We start from the raw sequence: 17,931 nt of genomic DNA, 5'->3' as shown, positions 1-17,931 counted from the left end.
TCAGGTGGCCTCGACGGCTCCAGGCTCGAAGCGGTACCCCATGCCGGGTTCCGTGAGGAAGAACCGCGGCTCCGACGGCGTCGGCTCCAGCTTGCGCCGCAACTGGGCGACGTAGAGACGCAGGTACCCGGCGTCGTTCGCGTGGAACGGTCCCCACACCTCGCTCAAGAGCATCTGCCGGGTGAGGAGCTTGCCCGGGTTCTTCAGGAACAGCTCGAGCAGGCGCCATTCTGTCGGCGTCAGGCGCACGGATGTCGCGTTGCCCGAAGCATCCGTCGACCTGATGGTCTTCGCCGCGAGGTCGACGGTGAGGGCACCGATCGCGTGCGCAGCGGCATCCGCTTCACCGCTCGTCGACCGGGCCCGGGCGCGGATGCGGGCGAGCAGCTCGTCCATCGCGAACGGCTTCGTCACGTAGTCGTCGGCGCCCGCGTCGAGCGCATCGACCTTCTCGGCCGAGTCGGTGCGACCCGAGAGCACGAGGATCGGCACCTTCGACCACGCGCGCACCGCCCGGATGACGTCGAGGCCATCGACGCGCGGCATGCCGAGATCGAGGAGGATGAGATCGGGGTGCGCATTCGCGGCCAGGTCGATCGCCTCGGCGCCGTCGCGGGCGGCGATGACCTCGTAGCCGCGGGCGGCGAGCGTGATGCGCAACGCACGCTGCAGCTGGTCGTCGTCGTCGGCGAGGAGGATCCTCATCGCAGCTCCTCGGCGTTCGGGGATGTGGGCGGGGGTGTCGGGGTCGTCGTCGGAGTACCGGCCGAGGGCAGGGTCACGACCATGGTCAGGCCGCCGCCGGGCGTGTCCTCGACCTCCAGTGTGCCGTCCATTCCCTCGACGAAGCCCTTCGACAGGGCGAGGCCGAGCCCGAGGCCGGTGTCGTTGTCGGTGTCGCCGAGGCGCTGGAACGGCGTGAACACCTCGTCGCGGCGTTCGACGGGGATACCGGGTCCGCGGTCGACGACGCGCAGTTCGATCCGGCCCTGGAACGAGCTCGCCGCGAGTCGCACGCGCTCGCCGTCGGGGCTGTGCCGCACGGCGTTCGCGAGCAGGTTGACGACGACGCGTTGCAGCAGCACGCCGTCGGCCAGCACCGGGGCGAGCTCGTCGGCGAGGTCGAGCTCGACGTCGGCGGGCCCGAGCCCGAGTTCGTCGAGGGCGGGCAGCACGACGTCGGCGACCTCCGTGGGAGCGAGCGTGACGCCGAGCGCCCCCGCCTGCACCCGGCTCACGTCGAGCAGGTTGGTGACGAGTTCGGCGAGCGCATCGAGACTCTCCGAGGCGGTCGCGAGGAGTTCGTCGCGCTCGGCGGCGGGCAGCTCGACCTCGCGGGAGCGCAGCCCGCTGATCGCGGCCGACGCCGAGGTGAGCGGCCGGCGCAGGTCGTGTCCGACGGCGGCGAGCAGGGCCGAGCGCACCCGATCGGTCTCGACGAGGGCATCGGCCGCCGAGGCTGCGGTCGCGAGCGCGCCGTGCTCGATCGCGGCATCCATCTGGGCGGCGATGACCTGGAGCAGGCGGCGCTCGGATGCCTCGAGGTCCTGTCCGTGCAGTTCGAGCACGCCGCGGCTGCCGATGGGGATCTCGGTGACCCGGTCGTCACGACTCGGCTCGCCGTCGGCGACCCGGGGCTCGCCGTCGACGAGGAGGCGGACCCCGGTGAGGCCGAACGCCTCGCGGGTGCGGGTGACCATCGCCTGCAGGGCGTCCTCCCCGCGGAGCACGCTGCCGGCGAGCGTCGCGAGCAATTGCGACTCGGCGGCCGCCCGGCGGGCGACGCGGGTGCGGCGGGCCGCCTGGTCGACGACGTAGCTCACGAGTAGCGCATTGGCGACGTAGAACACCAGCGCGAGGAACTGCCGGGGGTCGCTGATCGTCAGGGTGTGGATCGGTTCGACGAAGAGGAAGTTGAGGGTGAGTCCCGAGAGCACGGCCGCGAAGAGACCGGGCCAGATGCCTCCGATGAGGGCGACGACGATCACGAGCAACTGGTAGGCCAGCACGTCGCTCGTGATCGACGTCTCGGTGTGGAACGTCACGAGCAGCCAGCTCAGCAGCGGGCCGGCGATGAGCGCGACCGCGAAGCCGACGAGCAGGCGCCCGCGGCTGAGTGCACCGCCGAGCCTCGGGAGCGAGAACCCCGACCCCGCCGCCGCGTGCGTGACGATGTGCACGTCGATGTCGCCCGACTCGCGGATGACGGTCGCCCCGATGCCCGGCCCGGTGAACGCCGCGGCCAGCCGCGACCGGCGACTCACGCCGAGCACGAGCTGCGTCGCGTTCGCCGCGCGGGCGAAGTCGACGAGTGCACGAGGCACGTCGTCGCCGACGACCTGGTGGAAGGTGCCGCCGAGTTGTTCGACGAGCGTGCGCTGGCGATCGAGGGCGTCGGGATGCCGCGCCCGCATGCCGTCGGGCCGGGTGACGTGCACCGCGACGAGCTCGCCACCCGAGGAGCGCGAGGCGATGCGCGCCCCGCGGCGCAGGAGCGTCTCGCCCTCGGGGCCGCCGGTGAGGGCGACGACCACGCGCTCGCGCGCCTCCCACTTGCGGTCGATGCCGTGCTCTACCCGGTAGGCCTTCAGCGCGGAGTCGACCTCGTCGGCGAGCCAGAGCAGCGCGAGTTCACGGAGCGCCGTGAGGTTGCCGAGCCGGAAGTAGTTCGACAGCGCGGCGTCGATGCGCTCGGCCGGGTAGACGAGACCTCCCGCGAGCCGGTCGCGCAGCGCCTGCGGGGCGAGGTCGACGACCTCGATCTGGTCGGCCGCGCGCAGCACGGCGTCGGGGATGGTCTCGCGCTGGGCGACCCCGGTGATCTGCTGCACGACGTCGCCGAGCGACTCGATGTGCTGGGCGTTGACGGTGGAGATCACGTCGATGCCGGCATCCAGCAGCTCGTCGACGTCCTGCCAGCGCTTCGCGTGCCGCGAGCCCGGCGCATTGGTGTGCGCGAGTTCGTCGACGAGCGCGACCTCGGGCCGGCGTTCGAGCACCGCATCGAGGTCCATCTCGTCGAGGCCCATGCCGCGGTGTTCGACCGTCGTGCGGGGCAGCACCTCGAGCCCGCTGACCATCGACGCGGTGGCCTTGCGGCCGTGCGTCTCGACGAAGGCCACGACGACGTCGCGGCCGTCGCCCCGGAGTCGACGACCTTCTTCGAGCATCGAGTAGGTCTTGCCGACGCCGGGGGCGGCGCCGAGCAGCACGCGAAGCCGGCCCCGTCTCATTCGCCTGCCCCTCAGCCCAGCTCGGAAAGGGCGAGGTTCAGCTGCAGCACGTTGACGGTCGGCTCGCCCAGGTACCCGAGATCCCGTGCCTGAATCCTAGACTCCACGAGTTCGCGCACCTCGGATTCGGGCAGGCCCCGCTCGCCGGCGACGCGGGCCACCTGCTGCAGCGCGTACTCGGGGCTGATGTGCGGGTCGAGGCCCGACGCCGAGGCAGTGAGGGCGTCGGCCGGGACATCCGCTTCGTCGACGCCGTCGAACGCGGCGACCTGCGCCTTCCGCTCCTCGATCGCGGCGATGAGGTCGGCGTTCTCGGGCCCCTGGTTGCTGCCGCTCGACGCCCCGCCGTCGTAGCCGTCGCCGGCCGCGGACGGGCGCGGCTGGAACCATTCCGGCAGCGGTTCGCCCGAAGCATCCGCGAACGACTGGCCGATGAGGGCGGAGCCCACGACCTCGTCGCCCGAGCGCTCGAGCGATCCGTTCGCCTGCGCTGGGAGCGCGACCTGCCCGATGACGGTGACGACGGTCGTGTACGCGACGCCGAGCACGAGCGTGAAGAGCAGCATCGCGCGGATCGCGACCCAGTGCGTGCGGGCCGTCGTGCGTGTCGTACTCATGTTTCTGGTGTCCTTTCGCGTCCGGGCCTAGAACCCGGGGATGAGGCTGACGACGAGGTCGATCAGCTTGATGCCGATGAAGGGGGCGACGATGCCGCCGAGGCCGTAGACGAGGAGGTTCCGGCTGAGGATCGCGGACGCGCCGCCGGCCCGGTACCTTACGCCGCGGAGCGCGAGCGGGATGAGGAACACGATGACGATCGCGTTGAAGATGATGGCCGACAGGATCGCCGAGGCGGGCGAGTGCAGCTGCATGACGTTCAGCACCGCGAGGCCCGGGAAGACGCCCGCGAACATCGCCGGGATGATCGCGAAGTACTTCGCGACGTCGTTGGCGATCGAGAACGTCGTGAGCGCACCGCGCGTGATGAGCAGCTGCTTGCCGATGCGCACGATCTCGATGAGCTTCGTCGGGTCGCTGTCGAGGTCGACCATGTTGCCGGCCTCCTTCGCGGCCGACGTGCCGGTGTTCATCGCGACGCCGACGTCGGCCTGCGCGAGCGCCGGGGCGTCGTTCGTGCCGTCGCCGGTCATGGCGACGAGGTTGCCGCCCGCCTGCTCGCGCTTGATGAGCGCCATCTTGTCTTCGGGGGTGGCCTCGGCGAGGTAGTCGTCGACGCCCGCCTCGGCCGCGATCGCCTTCGCGGTGAGCGGGTTGTCGCCCGTGATCATCACCGTGCGAATACCCATCGCCCGAAGCTCGGCGAAGCGCTCGGTGAGGCCGTCCTTCACGACGTCCTTCAGGTGCACGACGCCGAGCAGGCGCGCCGCGCCCTCCGCGTCCTTCGCGGCGACGACGAGCGGCGTGCCGCCGCTGTTCGAGATCGCCTCGACGCGCTGCTCGAGCTCGTCGAAGGCCGACGAGGCGATGCGACCGGATGCCTCGACCCACGCGATGACCGCCGAGCCGGCGCCCTTGCGGATGCTGGAGCCGTCGGACAGGTCGAGTCCCGACATGCGGGTCTGCGCCGTGAACGGCACGACCTCGCCGTCCACCCCGTTCTCCGAGCCCGTCGAAGGGTCGAAGCGGATGCCGCGCTCCGCCGCCAGCTCGACGATCGACGACCCCTCGGGGGTCGGGTCTGCGAGCGACGAGAGGGCGGCAGCCCGCTCAAGCTCCGAGGCCTCGACACCCGGCATCGGCACGAACTCGCTCGCGCGGCGATTGCCGTAGGTGATGGTGCCGGTCTTGTCGAGGAGCAGCGTCGTGACGTCTCCCGCGGCCTCGACCGCGCGGCCCGACATCGCGAGCACGTTGCGCTGCACGAGCCGGTCTATGCCGGCGATGCCGATGGCCGAGAGCAGGGCGCCGATCGTCGTCGGGATGAGGCAGACGAGCAGGGCGATGAGCACCGGGATCGAGACCGGCGCTGCTGCGTAGGAGGCGATCGGGTTGAGGGTGAGCGTGACGATCACGAAGATGATCGAGAGGCTCGCGAGCAGGATGTTCAGTGCGATCTCGTTCGGCGTCTTCTGACGCGAGGCGCCCTCGACGAGCGCGATCATGCGGTCGACGAAGGTCTCACCGGGCTTCGAGGTGATGCGCACCACGATGCGGTCGGAGAGCACGCGGGTGCCGCCCGTGACCGCCGAGCGGTCGCCGCCCGACTCCCGCACGACCGGGGCCGACTCGCCCGTGATCGCCGACTCGTCGACCGAGGCGATGCCGTGGATGATGTCGCCGTCGCCCGGGATCGATTCGCCCGCGGTCACGACGACGACGTCGCCGAGCCGGAGGTCGCCCGAGGGGACCTCGACGATCGAGGCGCGCGAAGCTGCGGCATCCGTCACCTCGTCGTACGCCGTGACGCGGCGGGCGATCGTCGACGTGCGGGTCTGCCGCAGCGTGTCGGCCTGCGCCTTGCCGCGGCCCTCGGCGACCGACTCCGCGAGGTTCGCGAAGAGCACGGTGAGCCAGAGCCAGACGGCGATCGCCCAGGTGAAGGTCAGCGGCACAGCGGTGCCGCCCGACGTGCCGGGGCCGCCGACGAACGGCTCGGCGATCGCGAGCACGGTCGTGAGCGCGGCGCCGACCTCGACGAGGAACATGACGGGGTTGCGCCACATCTGCCTCGGGTCGAGCTTGCGGAACGCGCCGGGCAGCGCCTGCATGATCTGCGCCGGTCCGAAGGCGCCGGCGGGGCGTTTCGAGGGGGAGCCCATCTGGCGGGGCGTGTGCTCCGCCACGGCGTCAGGGGCGGTGCCGGTGGAGACGGTGGACATGTCAGTTCAGCCCTTCAGCCAGGGGACCCAGCGTGAGAACGGGGAAGTAGGTGAGCGCGGTCACGATGACCGTGACGCCCACGAGGAGGCCGACGAACTGCGGCCGGTGGGTGGGCAGGGTGCCTGCGGTGGCGGGTACTCGGTCCTGCGCCGCGAGCGAGCCGGCGAGGGCGAGCACGAGCACGATCGGGATGAACCGGCCGAGCAGCATCGCGACGCCGAGCGCCGTGTTGAACCAGGGCGTGTTCGCGGTGAGCCCCGCGAACGCCGAACCGTTGTTGTTCGACGCGCTCGTGAACGCGTAGAGCACCTCGCTCATGCCGTGGATGCCGGGGTTCCAGATGGAGACCGACTCGACATCGGCACGGATCGCGGGGATCGCGAACGACAGGGCGGTGCCCACGAGCACGAGAGTCGGCGTGACGAGGATGTAGAGGCTCGCGAGCTTGATCTCACGCGGCCCGATCTTCTTTCCGAGGTACTCGGGCGTGCGACCCACGAGGAGGCCCGCGATGAACACCGCGATGATCGCGAGCACGAGCATGCCGTAGAGGCCCGAGCCGACGCCGCCGGGAGCGACCTCGCCGAGCATCATGTTGAGCATCGGCATCATGCCGCCGATCGCGGTGAAGGAGTCGTGCATCGAGTTCACGGCGCCGGTCGAGGTGAGCGTCGACGTCGTGCCGAACAGCGTCGAGCCGAAGATGCCGAAGCGCGCCTCCTTGCCCTCGAGCGCGCCGCCGGCGAGCTCGGGTGCGGTGCCGTTGCCGCCCGCCTCGAGCGCGCTGAGCGCCGCGAGCGAGACGACGTAGAGCGTCGCCATGACCGCGAGGATCGCGTACCCCTGCTTGTTCGAGCCGACCATCCTGCCGAAGGTTCGGGGCAGGGCGAACGGGATCGCGAGCATGAGCACGTTCTGGAAGAGGCTCGTCCATGCGGTCGGGTTCTCGAACGGATGAGCGGAGTTCACGTTGAAGAACCCGCCGCCGTTCGTGCCGAGCAGCTTGATGACCTCCTGCGAGGCGACCGGGCCGCCCGGCAGGCTCTGGGAGTTGCCGGCGAGCGTCGTGATCTCGGTGAATCCGTTGACGTTCTGCACGACGCCGCCGATCATCAGCACGATCGCGCCGATGACCGAGAGCGGCAGCAGCAGGCGGAACGAGCCACGGAACAGGTCGACCCAGAAGTTGCCGATCGTGCCCGAGCCGCGCCTGGCGAAGCCGCGCACGAGCGCCACGGCGACGGCGATGCCGACGGCGGCCGAGACGAAGTTCTGCACCGCGAGGCCCGCGAGCTGCACGGTGTAGCCCATCGTGAGCTCGGGGGAGTACGACTGCCAGTTGGTGTTCGCCACGAAGGACGCGGCGGTGTTGAACGACAACCCCTCGGGCACGGCCGGGAGGCCGAGCGAGTACGGCAGCACCGCCTGGGCGCGCTGCAGCACGTAGACGAAGAGCACGCCGACGACCGAGAAGGCGAGCACGCCGCGGAGGTAGGCGGGCCACGACTGCTCGGAGCGGGGGTCGACGCCGATGAGGCGGTAGAGGCTGCGCTCGAACCTCCAGTCCCGATCGCTCGTGTAGAGGCGCGCCATGTAGTCGCCGAGCGGGCGGTAGACGAGGGCGAGGATGAGGGCGAGGGTGGCCGCCTGCAGGACGGCGAACAGCACGGCCATCAGAACCGCTCGGGTTTCACGAGGGCGTACACGAGGTACACCACGGCGGCGACACCCAACGCGGCAGCGAGGAGCTCGAAGAAGATCACAGCTTCTCGACCCCCCTGGCGATGAGGCCGACGAGTACGAACACGGCGATGATGCCGAGAAGGTAGACGACGTCGAGCACGAGGACTCCAGATTCAGGATGGCGCGAGCCGCGGGCGCGGCTGGCGGGCCGGTTCGACGGGCTCGACCGGCAGAGACGATGCAACACCCGAGCGGATGCCTCGGCGCCGATCCTCACGGACCCCTAACGCCCCGCCGGCCGATCCGAATGCCGCGCTCACATGGCGTCGACGCCGCCCGCGGAGCGATACGTTTGGCACATGAACGCGGCGGACACCATCTCGGTCATCACCGAGGTGATCGGATGGTTCGCGCTCGCCGTGGGGCTCACGTGCCTGTTGCTCGCACTCCTCATCCGGGTCGCCGACGGCCGCTGGCTGCGCACCGAGGCGGTCGTGATCGACGGCGAGGGCGGCAGCATCGTGCGGTGGTTCACCGACGACGGATTCCAGTCGCGCGTGCTCAGCGCCGACGAGCGCGCACACGTCACCCGCCCCGAGGAGGAGCCCGCGTTCTACAAGGAGCGGGAACCCTACCGCCTGCGGCTCCACGAGCCGCCGCCCGGTCGTCGGGTGATCCGCATCCTCGGCTTCGTGTTCATCGGCATCGCCGCGGCCTCGGCCGTCATCGGCGTGGTGCTGATGTTCGTCGGCTGAGCGCTACTCGAGCGCCGCGAACCGCTCGATGTCGCTCTCGGTGCCCGACACGATGATGAGGTCGTGGTTCGAGACCACGGTGTGCTCGGTCGCGTAGGTGAAGGGCTTGCCGGGGCTCTTCACGCCGACGACCGTCACCCGGTACTTCGACCGCACACCCGACTCGGTGAGGTTCTTGCCGCGGATCGGCTTGGGCGGGTACATCTTGACGAGGGCGAAGTCGTCGTCGAACTCGATGAAGTCGAGCATGCGACCGCTCACGAGGTGCGCGGTGCGCTCACCGGCCTCGCGCTCGGGATAGATGACGTGGTTGGCGCCGATGCGCTGCAGGATCTTGCCGTGCGAGGCCGAGATCGCCTTCGCCCAGATCTGCGGGATCTTCAGGTCGACGAGGTTGGCCGTGATGAGCACGGATGCCTCGATGGAGGAGCCCACCGCGCAGACCGCGATCGAGAAGTCCTGCGCGCCGATCTGCTTCAGCGCATCGATCGACTTCGCGTCGGCGACGACCGCGTGGGTCACCCGTTCCGACCACTTCTGCACGAGCCCCTCGTTCTCGTCGACGGCGAGCACCTCGCGGCCGAGCCGGTCGAGCTGACCCGCGGTCGCGGCTCCGAAGCGGCCGAGGCCGATCACGAGCACCGGGGCGTCGTGCCTGATTCGATCAACCAACGATGGGCCTCTCTTCCGGACGCTTGAACAACTGCCGGCGCTGGCTCGCCGCCAGGGCCGCGGCGAGTGTCACTGTACCAACCCGCCCCATGAACATCGTGAGGGCCATGACGTAGACGCCCTCGGGCGGCAGTTCGGCGGTGAGCCCCGTCGACAGGCCGCACGTGGCGAACGCCGAGATCACGTCGAAGAGCACGTAGTCGAACGGCTGCTTCGTGATCTGCAGGATGGCGATCGACGAGACGGCGACGATGGTCGCGCCCCACAGCACGACGCTCACCGACAGGCGCAGCATGTCGCGCGGGATGCGACGGCCGAACGCCTCCATCGAGGGCGCACCGCGCGCCTCGGCGAATGCGGCGAGGAACAGCACGGCGAGGGTCGTGACCTTGATGCCGCCGGCGGTCGATGCCGAGCCGCCACCGATGAACATGAGCATGTCGGAGACGAGCAGGCTCGAGCCGTTGAGGTCGTGCATGTCGATCGTCGAGAACCCGCCCGACCTCGTCATCATCGACATGAAGAACGACTGGAAGACCGTCGGGCCGGCGTCGAGCTGGCCGTACGTCTTCGGATTGCCGTACTCGAGCAGCAGGAACATCGCGGCACCGGCGACGAAGAGGATCGTGGTCGTCGTGAGCGTCAGCTTGACGTGCACGCTCCAGCGATGCGGATGCCGCCAGGCCCGGGCCAGCGCGAAGATGACGGGGAAACCGAGGCTGCCGAGGAACACGCCGAGCATGAGCAGCGACTGGAACCAGTAGTCGCCGACGAGCGGCTCGAGGCCGCCCGGGTTCGGGCTGAACCCCGTGTTCGTGAACGCCATCGCCGAGTAGTAGAAGCTGTACCAGAACGAGTGCCAGGCGTCGTATCCGGCCGCGAGCATGCTCGGGATCATGCCGATGGCGATCGTCACCTCGATGACGAGGGCGCTGATCGCGACCGTCGCGAGGAGCCCGCCGACCTCGCCGAGGCGAATCGCCTGGCGCTCCGACACGGGGCCGACATGGATGCGCGAGGGGTTCGAGTCGCTCGCCGCGATGAGCTTCGCCCGCAGCCCGAGGCGGCGCGAGATCACGAGGCCGAGGATCGACGCGAGCGTCAGCACGCCGACGCCGCCGATGTTCACACCGATGAAGACGAGGGTGTTGCCGAACGGCGACCAGTGCGTCGCCATGTCGACGGTCGCGAGGCCGGTGACGCAGATGACGGAGACCGCCGTGAACACCGCGTCGTGGAGTGGCGTGACCTGTCGGTCGGCACTCGCGATCGGCAGCGAGAACAGCACCGTGAAGAGCACGATGAGCGACGCGAAGATGAGGATCGCGAATCGCGACGGCGAGTGCTTGACGAGGGAGTCGACGGCGTCCCGGACCTTGCCGAGCCACGACCGGCGGTCGACTCGGCCGAGTCGACCAATCGGCTGTGCGCGCATCGAGCCCCCTCCGTGCGTCAGCGAACGCGTGAGTCATGGTACTCCCCGCCGGGAGTGACTAGCCTTGGGGCATGGCGGACATCTTCGACGTGGTGGCGGACTCGACGCGGCGCGACATCCTCGCGGTGCTCCTCGAGCGCGAAGCAGACGTGCCGTCGTCGGGTGGGGAGATCAGCGTCTCCGAGATCGTGAGCGCACTCGGTGCGAGCCAGCCCACCGTCTCCAAGCACTTGAAGGTGCTTCGCGAGTCGGGCCTCGTCGCGGTGCGCGAAGAGGGGCAGCACCGGTACTACAAGCTCGACCGCACGCCGCTCGAGACGCTCGAGGACTGGCTCATCCCCTTCGTGTCGACGGATGCCGCGGCCGACGCCGCCACGCTCGCGAGCGCCGGCGCCCGCGAGGAGATCGCCCTCAACGACGAGCAGTTCGCGTTCGCCTCCGCCATCGGCAAGGCGTTCGCCGAGACGGCGCACCAGGTCACCGCGGTCGTCGGCCCCAAGAAGCGCCGCTGACCCGTTCGAGCATCACCCGACCACCGCGAGCACGAACGCCAGGCACGCTGCGGCCGACGTGACGGTGCGCACGTGGTTCCACGCGAGCCAGCCCGGGCGGAACGCCTGCCACGCGGCGGCGAGTGCCGTGGCATCCGTCTCGGCCGGTGCGGCCAGGCGGTTGTTCCGCGGAACGTTCGCGCCGCCCGTCACGCCCACCACGCCGATCAGGTAGATCGCAGCGCCCCCGATCGACCACCAGGTCGCGCCCTCGGGTTCGCCGAGGAACGCGATGACGGCGAGTACCGCCACGACGAGCGCCGTGCCGAAGATGGCGAGCATGAGCGGCGCCCGCACCGCGGTGACGTTGATCTCGCGCATGGCCCGTGCGGCATCGGCGGCGGGCAGGCGCCCGATGCCCTGGGTGACGAAGCCCGAGAAGGCGAAGAAGACGCCGGCGACGATGCCGGTGCCGAGGATCGCGACGACGAGCAGCACTTCCAGGTATGCGGGCATGCGTTCAGTCTGCCGTGCGGGTTTCGACGAGCTCAACCAGCAGACGAGCTCAACCAGCAGACGAGCTCACGCGTCGGCGCTCAGTGCAGGGGCTTGATCATCTCGAGTTCGAGCCCGCCCGGCGCGAGCTCGTATTCGCGGCTGCGGCCGGTGAGCGTGAACCCGAGCTTCTCGTAGAAGCGGATCGCCCGCGGGTTGTCCTCGTGCACCTCGAGGCGCAGGGTCCCGCCGAACTCGCGCGCCCACTGCTCGACCGCTTCGAGCAGCCGCCGCGAGACGCCGGCCTCGTCGCCGCGGTGCTCAGGTGCCACGTAGACGCCGACGAGCATCGGGCCCGACGTGGCATCCGGGATGTAGCCGCCCATGTGCCCGATCCAGCGGTCGCCGTCGATCGCCACGATCGAGGTCTGCCGGGGCGTCGTGCCACGTGCGGCGCGCGCCCGCCAGGTCGCCTCCTCGGCGTCGAGGGCCGTGGCGAGGGTCTCTCCGTAGGCGATCGGGGTGTCGCGCAGCATCTCGAGTCGCAGCGCGCGCACGGCCTGCCAGTCGGCTTCCTCGGTGGTTCGGATCACGAGATCGGGGCGGGGCATCCCTCGACGCTAACCCATCGGGCGAAGGCTGCCGTTCGGATCCGGTAGACTACCCCGAGGCTTTCTGGCCTCCGGCCGCGGCACGCGCGTCCGACTCGATCTTTTCTGTGAGGTTCTGATGGGTTCCGTCATCAAGAAGCGCCGCAAGCGTATGGCGAAGAAGAAGCACCGCAAGCTGCTTCGCAAGACGCGCCACCAGCGTCGCAACAAGAAGTAGTCCTTCGAGACGACGGCTGAGCGTCAGGCCCTCTGCGGCCTGGCGCTTTTCGCTGTACCCGGGCACGGCTCCGGACGCACGCCCCAGGCTCTGCGGCGTACCCTGAGAGAGTGCCACAACGCGACATCCGACTGACCCTCGTCGGCAAGCCCGGCTGCCATCTCTGCGACGACGCACGAGAGGTCGTGCAGGCCGTGATGGCCGAGGTCGCGGCGACCGATGCCCCGCCGCACATCGTGTTCGACGAGCGCTCGATCCTCGACGACGACGAACTGCGCGCCCGCTACGCCGAGGAGATCCCGGTCGTCCTCATCGACGACGTGGTGCACAACTACTGGCGCATCGATCCGGTGCGGTTGAAGACGGCGCTGCTCGCCGGCTGACTCGGCCTACCCACCGAGCGGCGACGGGTCAAGCCCGTTGCCCTCGCCCGGCGCCGGGTCTTGACTGGCGCCATGGACGTGTACTGGAAGGACCGCCCGGACTCCGCCGACGACCGGCGTGCCGACGACCAGCTCGACGACGAACGGCTGCGATCGCCGCTCCCCGACGAGCGGGTCGATGTCGCCGTCATCGGCGCGGGTGTCACCGGCCTCTCGACTGCGCTCATGCTGCAGAGCGCCGGTCGTTCCGTCACGATCGTCGAAGCAAGCGAAGTGGCGGCGCTCGCGTCGGGTGGGAACACCGGCAAGGCGAGCGTGCTGCAGGGATCCCGGCTTCGGCAGATCCGTCGATCCCATTCCGCCAGGGTGACCCGCGCCTACGTCGAGGCGAACCTCGAGGGGCAGGCGTGGCTCGCCGAGTTCGTCACCGCGCACGAGGTTCCCGTCGCGCACGAGACGGCGTACAGCTATGCCCAGTCGATGGCCGGTCTCGCCGTCGTGCGGGCCGAGTACGAGGCGGCGCGCGAGGCGGGCCTGCCGGTCGAGCTGGTCGACCGGATGTCGCTGCCGTTCCCGTTCGCCGGTGGGGTCGCGCTGGAGCGGCAGCTCGCCGTCGACCCGTACCGGCTCATGCTCGAGCTCGCCCGCGCGTTCGTCGCCGCCGGTGGCGTGCTCGTGACCGGCGTGCGGGTGCGCGACGTGCACGCCGGGGATCCAGCGGTCCTCGAGACCGACCAGGGAGACCTCCGCGCGAGCGACGTCGTCGTGGCCACTGCCACGCCGATCCTCGATCGCGGCCTGTACTTCGCGAAGACGCGGCACTCGCGTTCCTACATCGCCGCCTTCGATGTCGACGACCCGCCGATGCCCGGCCTCTTCCTCTCGGTCGACCAGCCGACCCGTTCGCTGCGCTCCGCATCGCTGCGTGCCGACGCGGGAGCCGCCGGCTCGCGGCTCATCGTCAGCGGCAACGAGCACCCCGTCGGCAGGGTGGACTCCGCCGCCGCGCGCGCCGAGGACCTCGTGCAGTGGACGCGGCGGCACTTCTCCGGCGCCCGACTCACCCATCGCTGGTCGGCGCAGGACTATGAGTCGCTGAACCTCGTGCCCTTCGCCGGCAGGATGCCGCGTGGCCGGGGTCGAGTCTGGTTCGCGACGGGCTACGCGAAGTGGGGTCTCACGAACGGCGTGGCCGCTGCGCTGCGCATCTCCGCGGAGATCCTGGGCGAACCGTGGCGCGCGCAGCAGCCCTGGATCCGGACCCTCGGCACGCGGCTGACCGTGCCCTCCGACGCGAGCCGGGGCATCTCGGAGAACGCCAAGGTCGCGCGAGAACTCGTCGCGGGCTGGGCACGGGCCGAGACGCGCACGGCGCCGGTGCCGCGGCCCGTCGAGGGTGCCGGCGTCGTGGCGTCCCGCGGGGGCGTGCCGGTCGGCGTGTCGACCGTCGGCGGTCGGACCTGCGCCGTTCGCGCGATCTGCACGCACCTCGGCGGGGTGGTGCGCTGGAACGACGCCGAGATGACCTGGGACTGTCCGTTGCACGGGTCGCGGTTCGAGGCATCCGGCCGGCTCATCGAGGGGCCGGCGGTGCGGGACCTGCCGGCGACCGACCACCCCGGGGGCGAGTTCTGACGTCGCCACGCCGAACTCTCCGCGCGCCGGCCGTGTCGACATTGTCAGCGCGCACGCCATGTGACACGGTGGAGATGCAGCCGTCGGGGGTCGACGGCTTCTGAGCGGGAAGGGTGAATGCAGGGGGCATCCGCCCTCGTCGTCGCCCTCCCAGACCGGGGAGACCGACTGTGAGCACCAAGCCCGACGTCCAGCGTTCGTCATTGCCGATTCCGGACCTGGCCTACACGGGCACCGTGACGTACGACGCGACGGACCCCGACACGCACTACCCGCCGATCGAGCGGCTGCTGCCCCCCGAGGGGGCGCCCAACGTGCTCGTCGTGCTCATCGACGACACCGGCTTCGGCGCCTCGAGCGCCTTCGGCGGGCCCGTGCACACTCCGAACTTCGAGCGCGTCGCCGCGCAGGGCCTGAAGTACACCCGCTTCCACACGACGGCGCTCTGCTCGCCGACGCGTGCCGCGCTGCTCTCCGGGCGCAACCACCACACCGTCGGCATGGGCGGCATCACCGAGATCGCGACGAGCGCGCCCGGCTACAGCTCGCTGCGCCCGAACAACTGCGCCCCGCTCGCCGAGACGCTGAAGCTCAACGGCTACAGCACGGCCCAGTTCGGCAAGTGCCACGAGGTGCCCGTCTGGCAGTCGAGCCCCGTCGGTCCGTTCGACCAATGGCCGAGCCCCGGCGGCGGCTTCGAGTACTTCTACGGCTTCATCGGCGGCGAGACCAACCAGTGGTACCCCGCGATCTACGAGGGCACGACGCCGGTCGAGCCGTGGGGCACGCCCGAAGAGGGCTATCACTTCATGGCCGACATGACCCAGAAGGCCATCGACTGGACCAAGCAGCAGAAGGCGCTCGCCCCCGACAAGCCCTTCTTCACCTACTTCGCGCCGGGCGCGACGCACGCCCCGCACCACGTGCCCGCCGAGTGGGCCGACAAGTACGCAGGCAAGTTCGACCAGGGGTGGGACGCCCTCCGTGAAGAGACCTTCGCGCGGCAGAAGGCGCTCGGCGTCATCCCCGAGAACGCGGTGCTCACCGAGCGCAGCCCCGGCATCCCCGCGTGGGACGAGATGAACCCCGAGCTGCACCCCGTGCTCGCCCGCGAGATGGAGGTCTACGCCGGGTACCTCGAGTACGCCGACCACTACGTCGGCGAGCTGCTCGACGCGCTCGAAGAGCTCGACGTGCTCGACGACACGCTCGTCTACGTGATCATCGGCGACAACGGGGCATCCGCCGAGGGCACCATGAAGGGCACGACGAACGAGGCGTTCACGATCAACCACATGAACGAGCTCGAAGACGACGCCTACCTCATCGAGCACAAGGACGACCTGGGCACGCCCCGCTCGTACAACCACTACGCGATCGGCTGGGCGCACGCGATGGACACGCCCTACCAGTGGACGAAGCAGGTGGCGAGCCACTGGGGCGGCACCCGCAACGGCACGATCGTCTCGTGGCCGAACGGCATCGCCGCGCGCGGCGAGATCCGCGACCAGTTCGCGCACGTCATCGACGTCGCGCCGACCGTGCTCGAAGCGGCCGGCATCCCCGAGCCGGCGACCGTGCACGGCGTCACGCAGCGCCCCTACGAGGGCACGCCCATGAACTCCTCGTTCGCGTCCGCCGACGCCGACGAGGTGCACACGACCCAGTACTTCGAGATGCTCGGCAACCGCGCGATCTTCCACAAGGGCTGGACCGCCGTCGCCAAGCACAAGGACCCGTGGCTCGCGTCGAGCCACGGCCTCGACGACGACGTGTGGGAGCTCTACAACGTCGAGGAGGACTGGACCCAGTCGAACGACCTCGCGGCGAAGGAGCCCGCGAAGCTCGCGGAGCTGCAGCGACTCTTCCTGATCCAGGCCGCGCGCTTCAACGTGCTGCCCATGGACATCCGCTCGGCCGAGCGGTTCAACGAGGAGATCGCCGGGCGCCCCGCCCTCGTGAAGGGCACCTCTCAGACCCTGTACTCGGGCATGAAGCGCCTCAGCGAGAACTCGGTCGTCAACATCAAGAACAAGTCGTTCACGGTGACGGCGAAGGTGACGATCCCCGAGGGCGGCGGCGCCGGGGTGATCATCGCCCAGGGCGGCTCCTACGGCGGGTGGAGCATGTACCTGCACGAGGGGACGCTGCGGTTCGCGTACAACGTCATGGGCATCGAGACCGACTACACGACCTCCGAGACCGTGCTCGAGCCGGGTGCCCACGAGCTCCGCGTGCACTTCGCGTACGACGGCGGTGGCCTCGGCAAGGGCGGCGCCGTGACGCTCTTCGACGGCGAGACGAAGCTCGGCGAGGGCCGGGTGGGCCGCACGCTGCCGTTCTTCTTCTCGATGGACGAGACGGTCGACGTCGGAGCGGATGTCGCGTCGCCCGTGTCGGCCGACTACGAGGCGACCGGCAATGCGTTCACGGGCAAGATCGCCTGGGTGCGCCTCGATGTCGGCGACGACGATCACGACCACCTCATCGACCCGGCGCACCAGATGCAGATCGCGATGACGCGGCAATGAGCGGGGCGCTCGACGCCGTGCGGGCGTTGCCGTCGTGGACGGACGGCGCGACCCGCGACGCGATCATCGACTTCGTGGCATCCGTCACCGAAGGCCCCGGTGCGGTTCCGGTCGAGGAGCGCGTCGCGGTCTTCGACAACGACGGCACGCTCTGGACCGAGAAGCCCATGCCGACGCAGCTGCACTACATCGTCGGGCAGTGGAAGGTGCAGGCCGAAGCCGACCCGTCGCTCGCCGAGAAGCAGCCGTACAAGGCGGCCGTCACCGGCGACTACGGCTGGCTCGGCGCCGCGATCGACAAGCACTACCAAGGCGATGACAGCGACCTGCAGATCCTCATCGGCGCCCTCGTCGGCATCACCGCGGGAATGAGCGTCGAAGACTACGCGGCGAGTGTGGGCGAGTTCTACGAGTCGGCGAAGCACCTCGCCCTCGGCAGGCCGTACGCCGAGGCGATCTACGCGCCGATGGTGGAACTCATGCGGTACCTCGAGGCACACGGATTCACCGTCTACATCGTCTCGGGCGGCGAGCGCGACTTCATGCGACCGATGACCCAGCAGTACTACGGGATTCCCCCGGAGCACGTCGTCGGCTCGGCGCTCGGCCTCGCGTGGGACGCGGATTCGGGGGAGGTGCGCTACACCGCCGGGCTCGATTTCTTCGACGACGGGCCCGAGAAGCCCGTTCGCATCTGGAGTCGAATCGGGCGTCGGCCCCTCATCGCCGGCGGCAACTCGAACGGCGACCTGCCGATGCTCGAGTTCGCGCGGAAGGGCGGCGGCCTCGCCCTGCTCGTGCACCACGACGACGACTCGGGTCGCGGCGACACCCCGTACGACCGGGGCGCCGAGCAGGCGCTCGCCGCGGCATCCGATCGCGGCATCACGGTCGTCAGCGTGGCGCGCGACTGGTCGCGGATCTTCCCCGACCCCGTGGCGTAGGAGAG

At 70.0% G+C, this 17,931-nt stretch carries 18 protein-coding genes; 7 read left to right on the top strand and 11 right to left on the bottom strand.

What is annotated here, in order from left to right; all coding sequences use genetic code 11:
• Genes ESP57_RS08930 through ESP57_RS08900 form a run of 7 tightly spaced genes read right to left on the bottom strand, consistent with a single transcriptional unit; the run spans position 1 to position 8,034 of the window.
• A complete protein-coding gene (locus tag ESP57_RS08930; protein WP_129231281.1) occupies positions 1-705 on the bottom strand; it encodes a response regulator in 705 nt (234 codons plus the stop codon).
• Entirely contained in the window at positions 702-3,233 is a 2,532-nt protein-coding gene (locus ESP57_RS08925; protein ID WP_129231280.1) for a DUF4118 domain-containing protein, read from the bottom strand. Before ESP57_RS08925 ends, ESP57_RS08930 begins: the two co-directional genes overlap by 4 nt.
• A gap of 11 nt (positions 3,234-3,244) precedes the next feature.
• On the bottom strand, positions 3,245-3,850 hold the full coding sequence (gene kdpC / locus ESP57_RS08920; RefSeq protein WP_129231279.1) for a potassium-transporting ATPase subunit KdpC: 606 nt from the start codon (positions 3,848-3,850) through the stop codon (positions 3,245-3,247).
• Positions 3,851-3,877: 27 nt separating this feature from the next.
• Complete coding sequence (gene kdpB / locus ESP57_RS08915) at positions 3,878-6,073, bottom strand: potassium-transporting ATPase subunit KdpB (RefSeq protein WP_129231278.1); 2,196 nt, start codon at positions 6,071-6,073, stop codon at positions 3,878-3,880.
• A 1-nt stretch (position 6,074) separates the two neighbouring features.
• The gene (kdpA, locus tag ESP57_RS08910) at positions 6,075-7,748 is read right to left on the bottom strand and encodes a potassium-transporting ATPase subunit KdpA (RefSeq protein ID WP_129231277.1); all 1,674 of its coding nucleotides are present in this window, start codon (positions 7,746-7,748) and stop codon (positions 6,075-6,077) included.
• Positions 7,748-7,837, bottom strand: a complete 90-nt coding sequence (locus ESP57_RS08905; protein WP_022891167.1) for a potassium-transporting ATPase subunit F — start codon at positions 7,835-7,837, stop codon at positions 7,748-7,750. Before ESP57_RS08905 ends, kdpA begins: the two co-directional genes overlap by 1 nt.
• Positions 7,834-8,034, bottom strand: coding sequence for a hypothetical protein (locus ESP57_RS08900; RefSeq protein WP_129231276.1), 201 nt, complete (start codon positions 8,032-8,034; stop codon positions 7,834-7,836). The genes ESP57_RS08905 and ESP57_RS08900 overlap by 4 nt, the downstream gene beginning before the upstream one ends.
• A gap of 82 nt (positions 8,035-8,116) precedes the next feature.
• Between ESP57_RS08900 and ESP57_RS08895 the strand changes: the two genes are divergently transcribed.
• A complete protein-coding gene (locus tag ESP57_RS08895) occupies positions 8,117-8,512 on the top strand; it encodes a hypothetical protein (RefSeq protein ID WP_056006126.1) in 396 nt (131 codons plus the stop codon).
• A gap of 3 nt (positions 8,513-8,515) precedes the next feature.
• Here ESP57_RS08895 and ESP57_RS08890 read toward each other — a convergent pair whose 3' ends face one another.
• Both ESP57_RS08890 and ESP57_RS08885 read right to left on the bottom strand, forming a co-directional pair.
• Positions 8,516-9,184: a potassium channel family protein gene (locus tag ESP57_RS08890; RefSeq protein WP_115959001.1), complete on the bottom strand. Its 669-nt coding sequence runs from the start codon at positions 9,182-9,184 to the stop codon at positions 8,516-8,518.
• Positions 9,177-10,619, bottom strand: a complete 1,443-nt coding sequence (locus ESP57_RS08885) for a TrkH family potassium uptake protein (protein WP_056006120.1) — start codon at positions 10,617-10,619, stop codon at positions 9,177-9,179. The genes ESP57_RS08890 and ESP57_RS08885 overlap by 8 nt, the downstream gene beginning before the upstream one ends.
• A 71-nt stretch (positions 10,620-10,690) precedes the next feature.
• Here ESP57_RS08885 and ESP57_RS08880 point away from each other — a divergent pair, with 71 nt between their 5' ends.
• Complete coding sequence (locus tag ESP57_RS08880) at positions 10,691-11,131, top strand: ArsR/SmtB family transcription factor (protein ID WP_129231275.1); 441 nt, start codon at positions 10,691-10,693, stop codon at positions 11,129-11,131.
• A gap of 12 nt (positions 11,132-11,143) precedes the next feature.
• Here ESP57_RS08880 and ESP57_RS08875 read toward each other — a convergent pair whose 3' ends face one another.
• Together ESP57_RS08875 and ESP57_RS08870 are read right to left on the bottom strand one after the other, a co-directional pair.
• Complete coding sequence (locus tag ESP57_RS08875) at positions 11,144-11,626, bottom strand: anthrone oxygenase family protein (RefSeq protein ID WP_129231274.1); 483 nt, start codon at positions 11,624-11,626, stop codon at positions 11,144-11,146.
• 80 nt (positions 11,627-11,706) lie between these two features.
• Complete coding sequence (locus tag ESP57_RS08870; RefSeq protein ID WP_056006111.1) at positions 11,707-12,216, bottom strand: GNAT family N-acetyltransferase; 510 nt, start codon at positions 12,214-12,216, stop codon at positions 11,707-11,709.
• Positions 12,217-12,334: 118 nt separating this feature from the next.
• On the opposite strand from ESP57_RS08870, the gene ESP57_RS08865 reads away from it, so the two are divergent.
• From ESP57_RS08865 to ESP57_RS08845, 5 genes are all read left to right on the top strand, one after another.
• A complete protein-coding gene (locus tag ESP57_RS08865; protein WP_003792170.1) occupies positions 12,335-12,433 on the top strand; it encodes a 30S ribosomal protein bS22 in 99 nt (32 codons plus the stop codon).
• 110 nt (positions 12,434-12,543) lie between these two features.
• The gene (locus ESP57_RS08860) at positions 12,544-12,816 is read left to right on the top strand and encodes a glutaredoxin family protein (protein ID WP_165877424.1); all 273 of its coding nucleotides are present in this window, start codon (positions 12,544-12,546) and stop codon (positions 12,814-12,816) included.
• A gap of 72 nt (positions 12,817-12,888) precedes the next feature.
• On the top strand, positions 12,889-14,451 hold the full coding sequence (locus ESP57_RS08855; protein WP_129231273.1) for an FAD-dependent oxidoreductase: 1,563 nt from the start codon (positions 12,889-12,891) through the stop codon (positions 14,449-14,451).
• Positions 14,452-14,621: 170 nt separating this feature from the next.
• Entirely contained in the window at positions 14,622-16,982 is a 2,361-nt protein-coding gene (locus ESP57_RS08850) for an arylsulfatase (RefSeq protein WP_115958997.1), read from the top strand.
• On the top strand, positions 16,979-17,926 hold the full coding sequence (locus ESP57_RS08845) for an HAD family hydrolase (protein ID WP_115958995.1): 948 nt from the start codon (positions 16,979-16,981) through the stop codon (positions 17,924-17,926). Before ESP57_RS08850 ends, ESP57_RS08845 begins: the two co-directional genes overlap by 4 nt.
• Positions 17,927-17,931 lie beyond the last annotated feature (5 nt).

This window comes from Agromyces fucosus (genome assembly GCF_004134865.1).
Classification (GTDB): Bacteria; Actinomycetota; Actinomycetes; order Actinomycetales; family Microbacteriaceae; genus Agromyces; species Agromyces fucosus.
The sequence above is the reverse complement of the archived record's forward strand: the minus strand, read 5'-3'. Positions and strand labels throughout refer to the sequence as shown.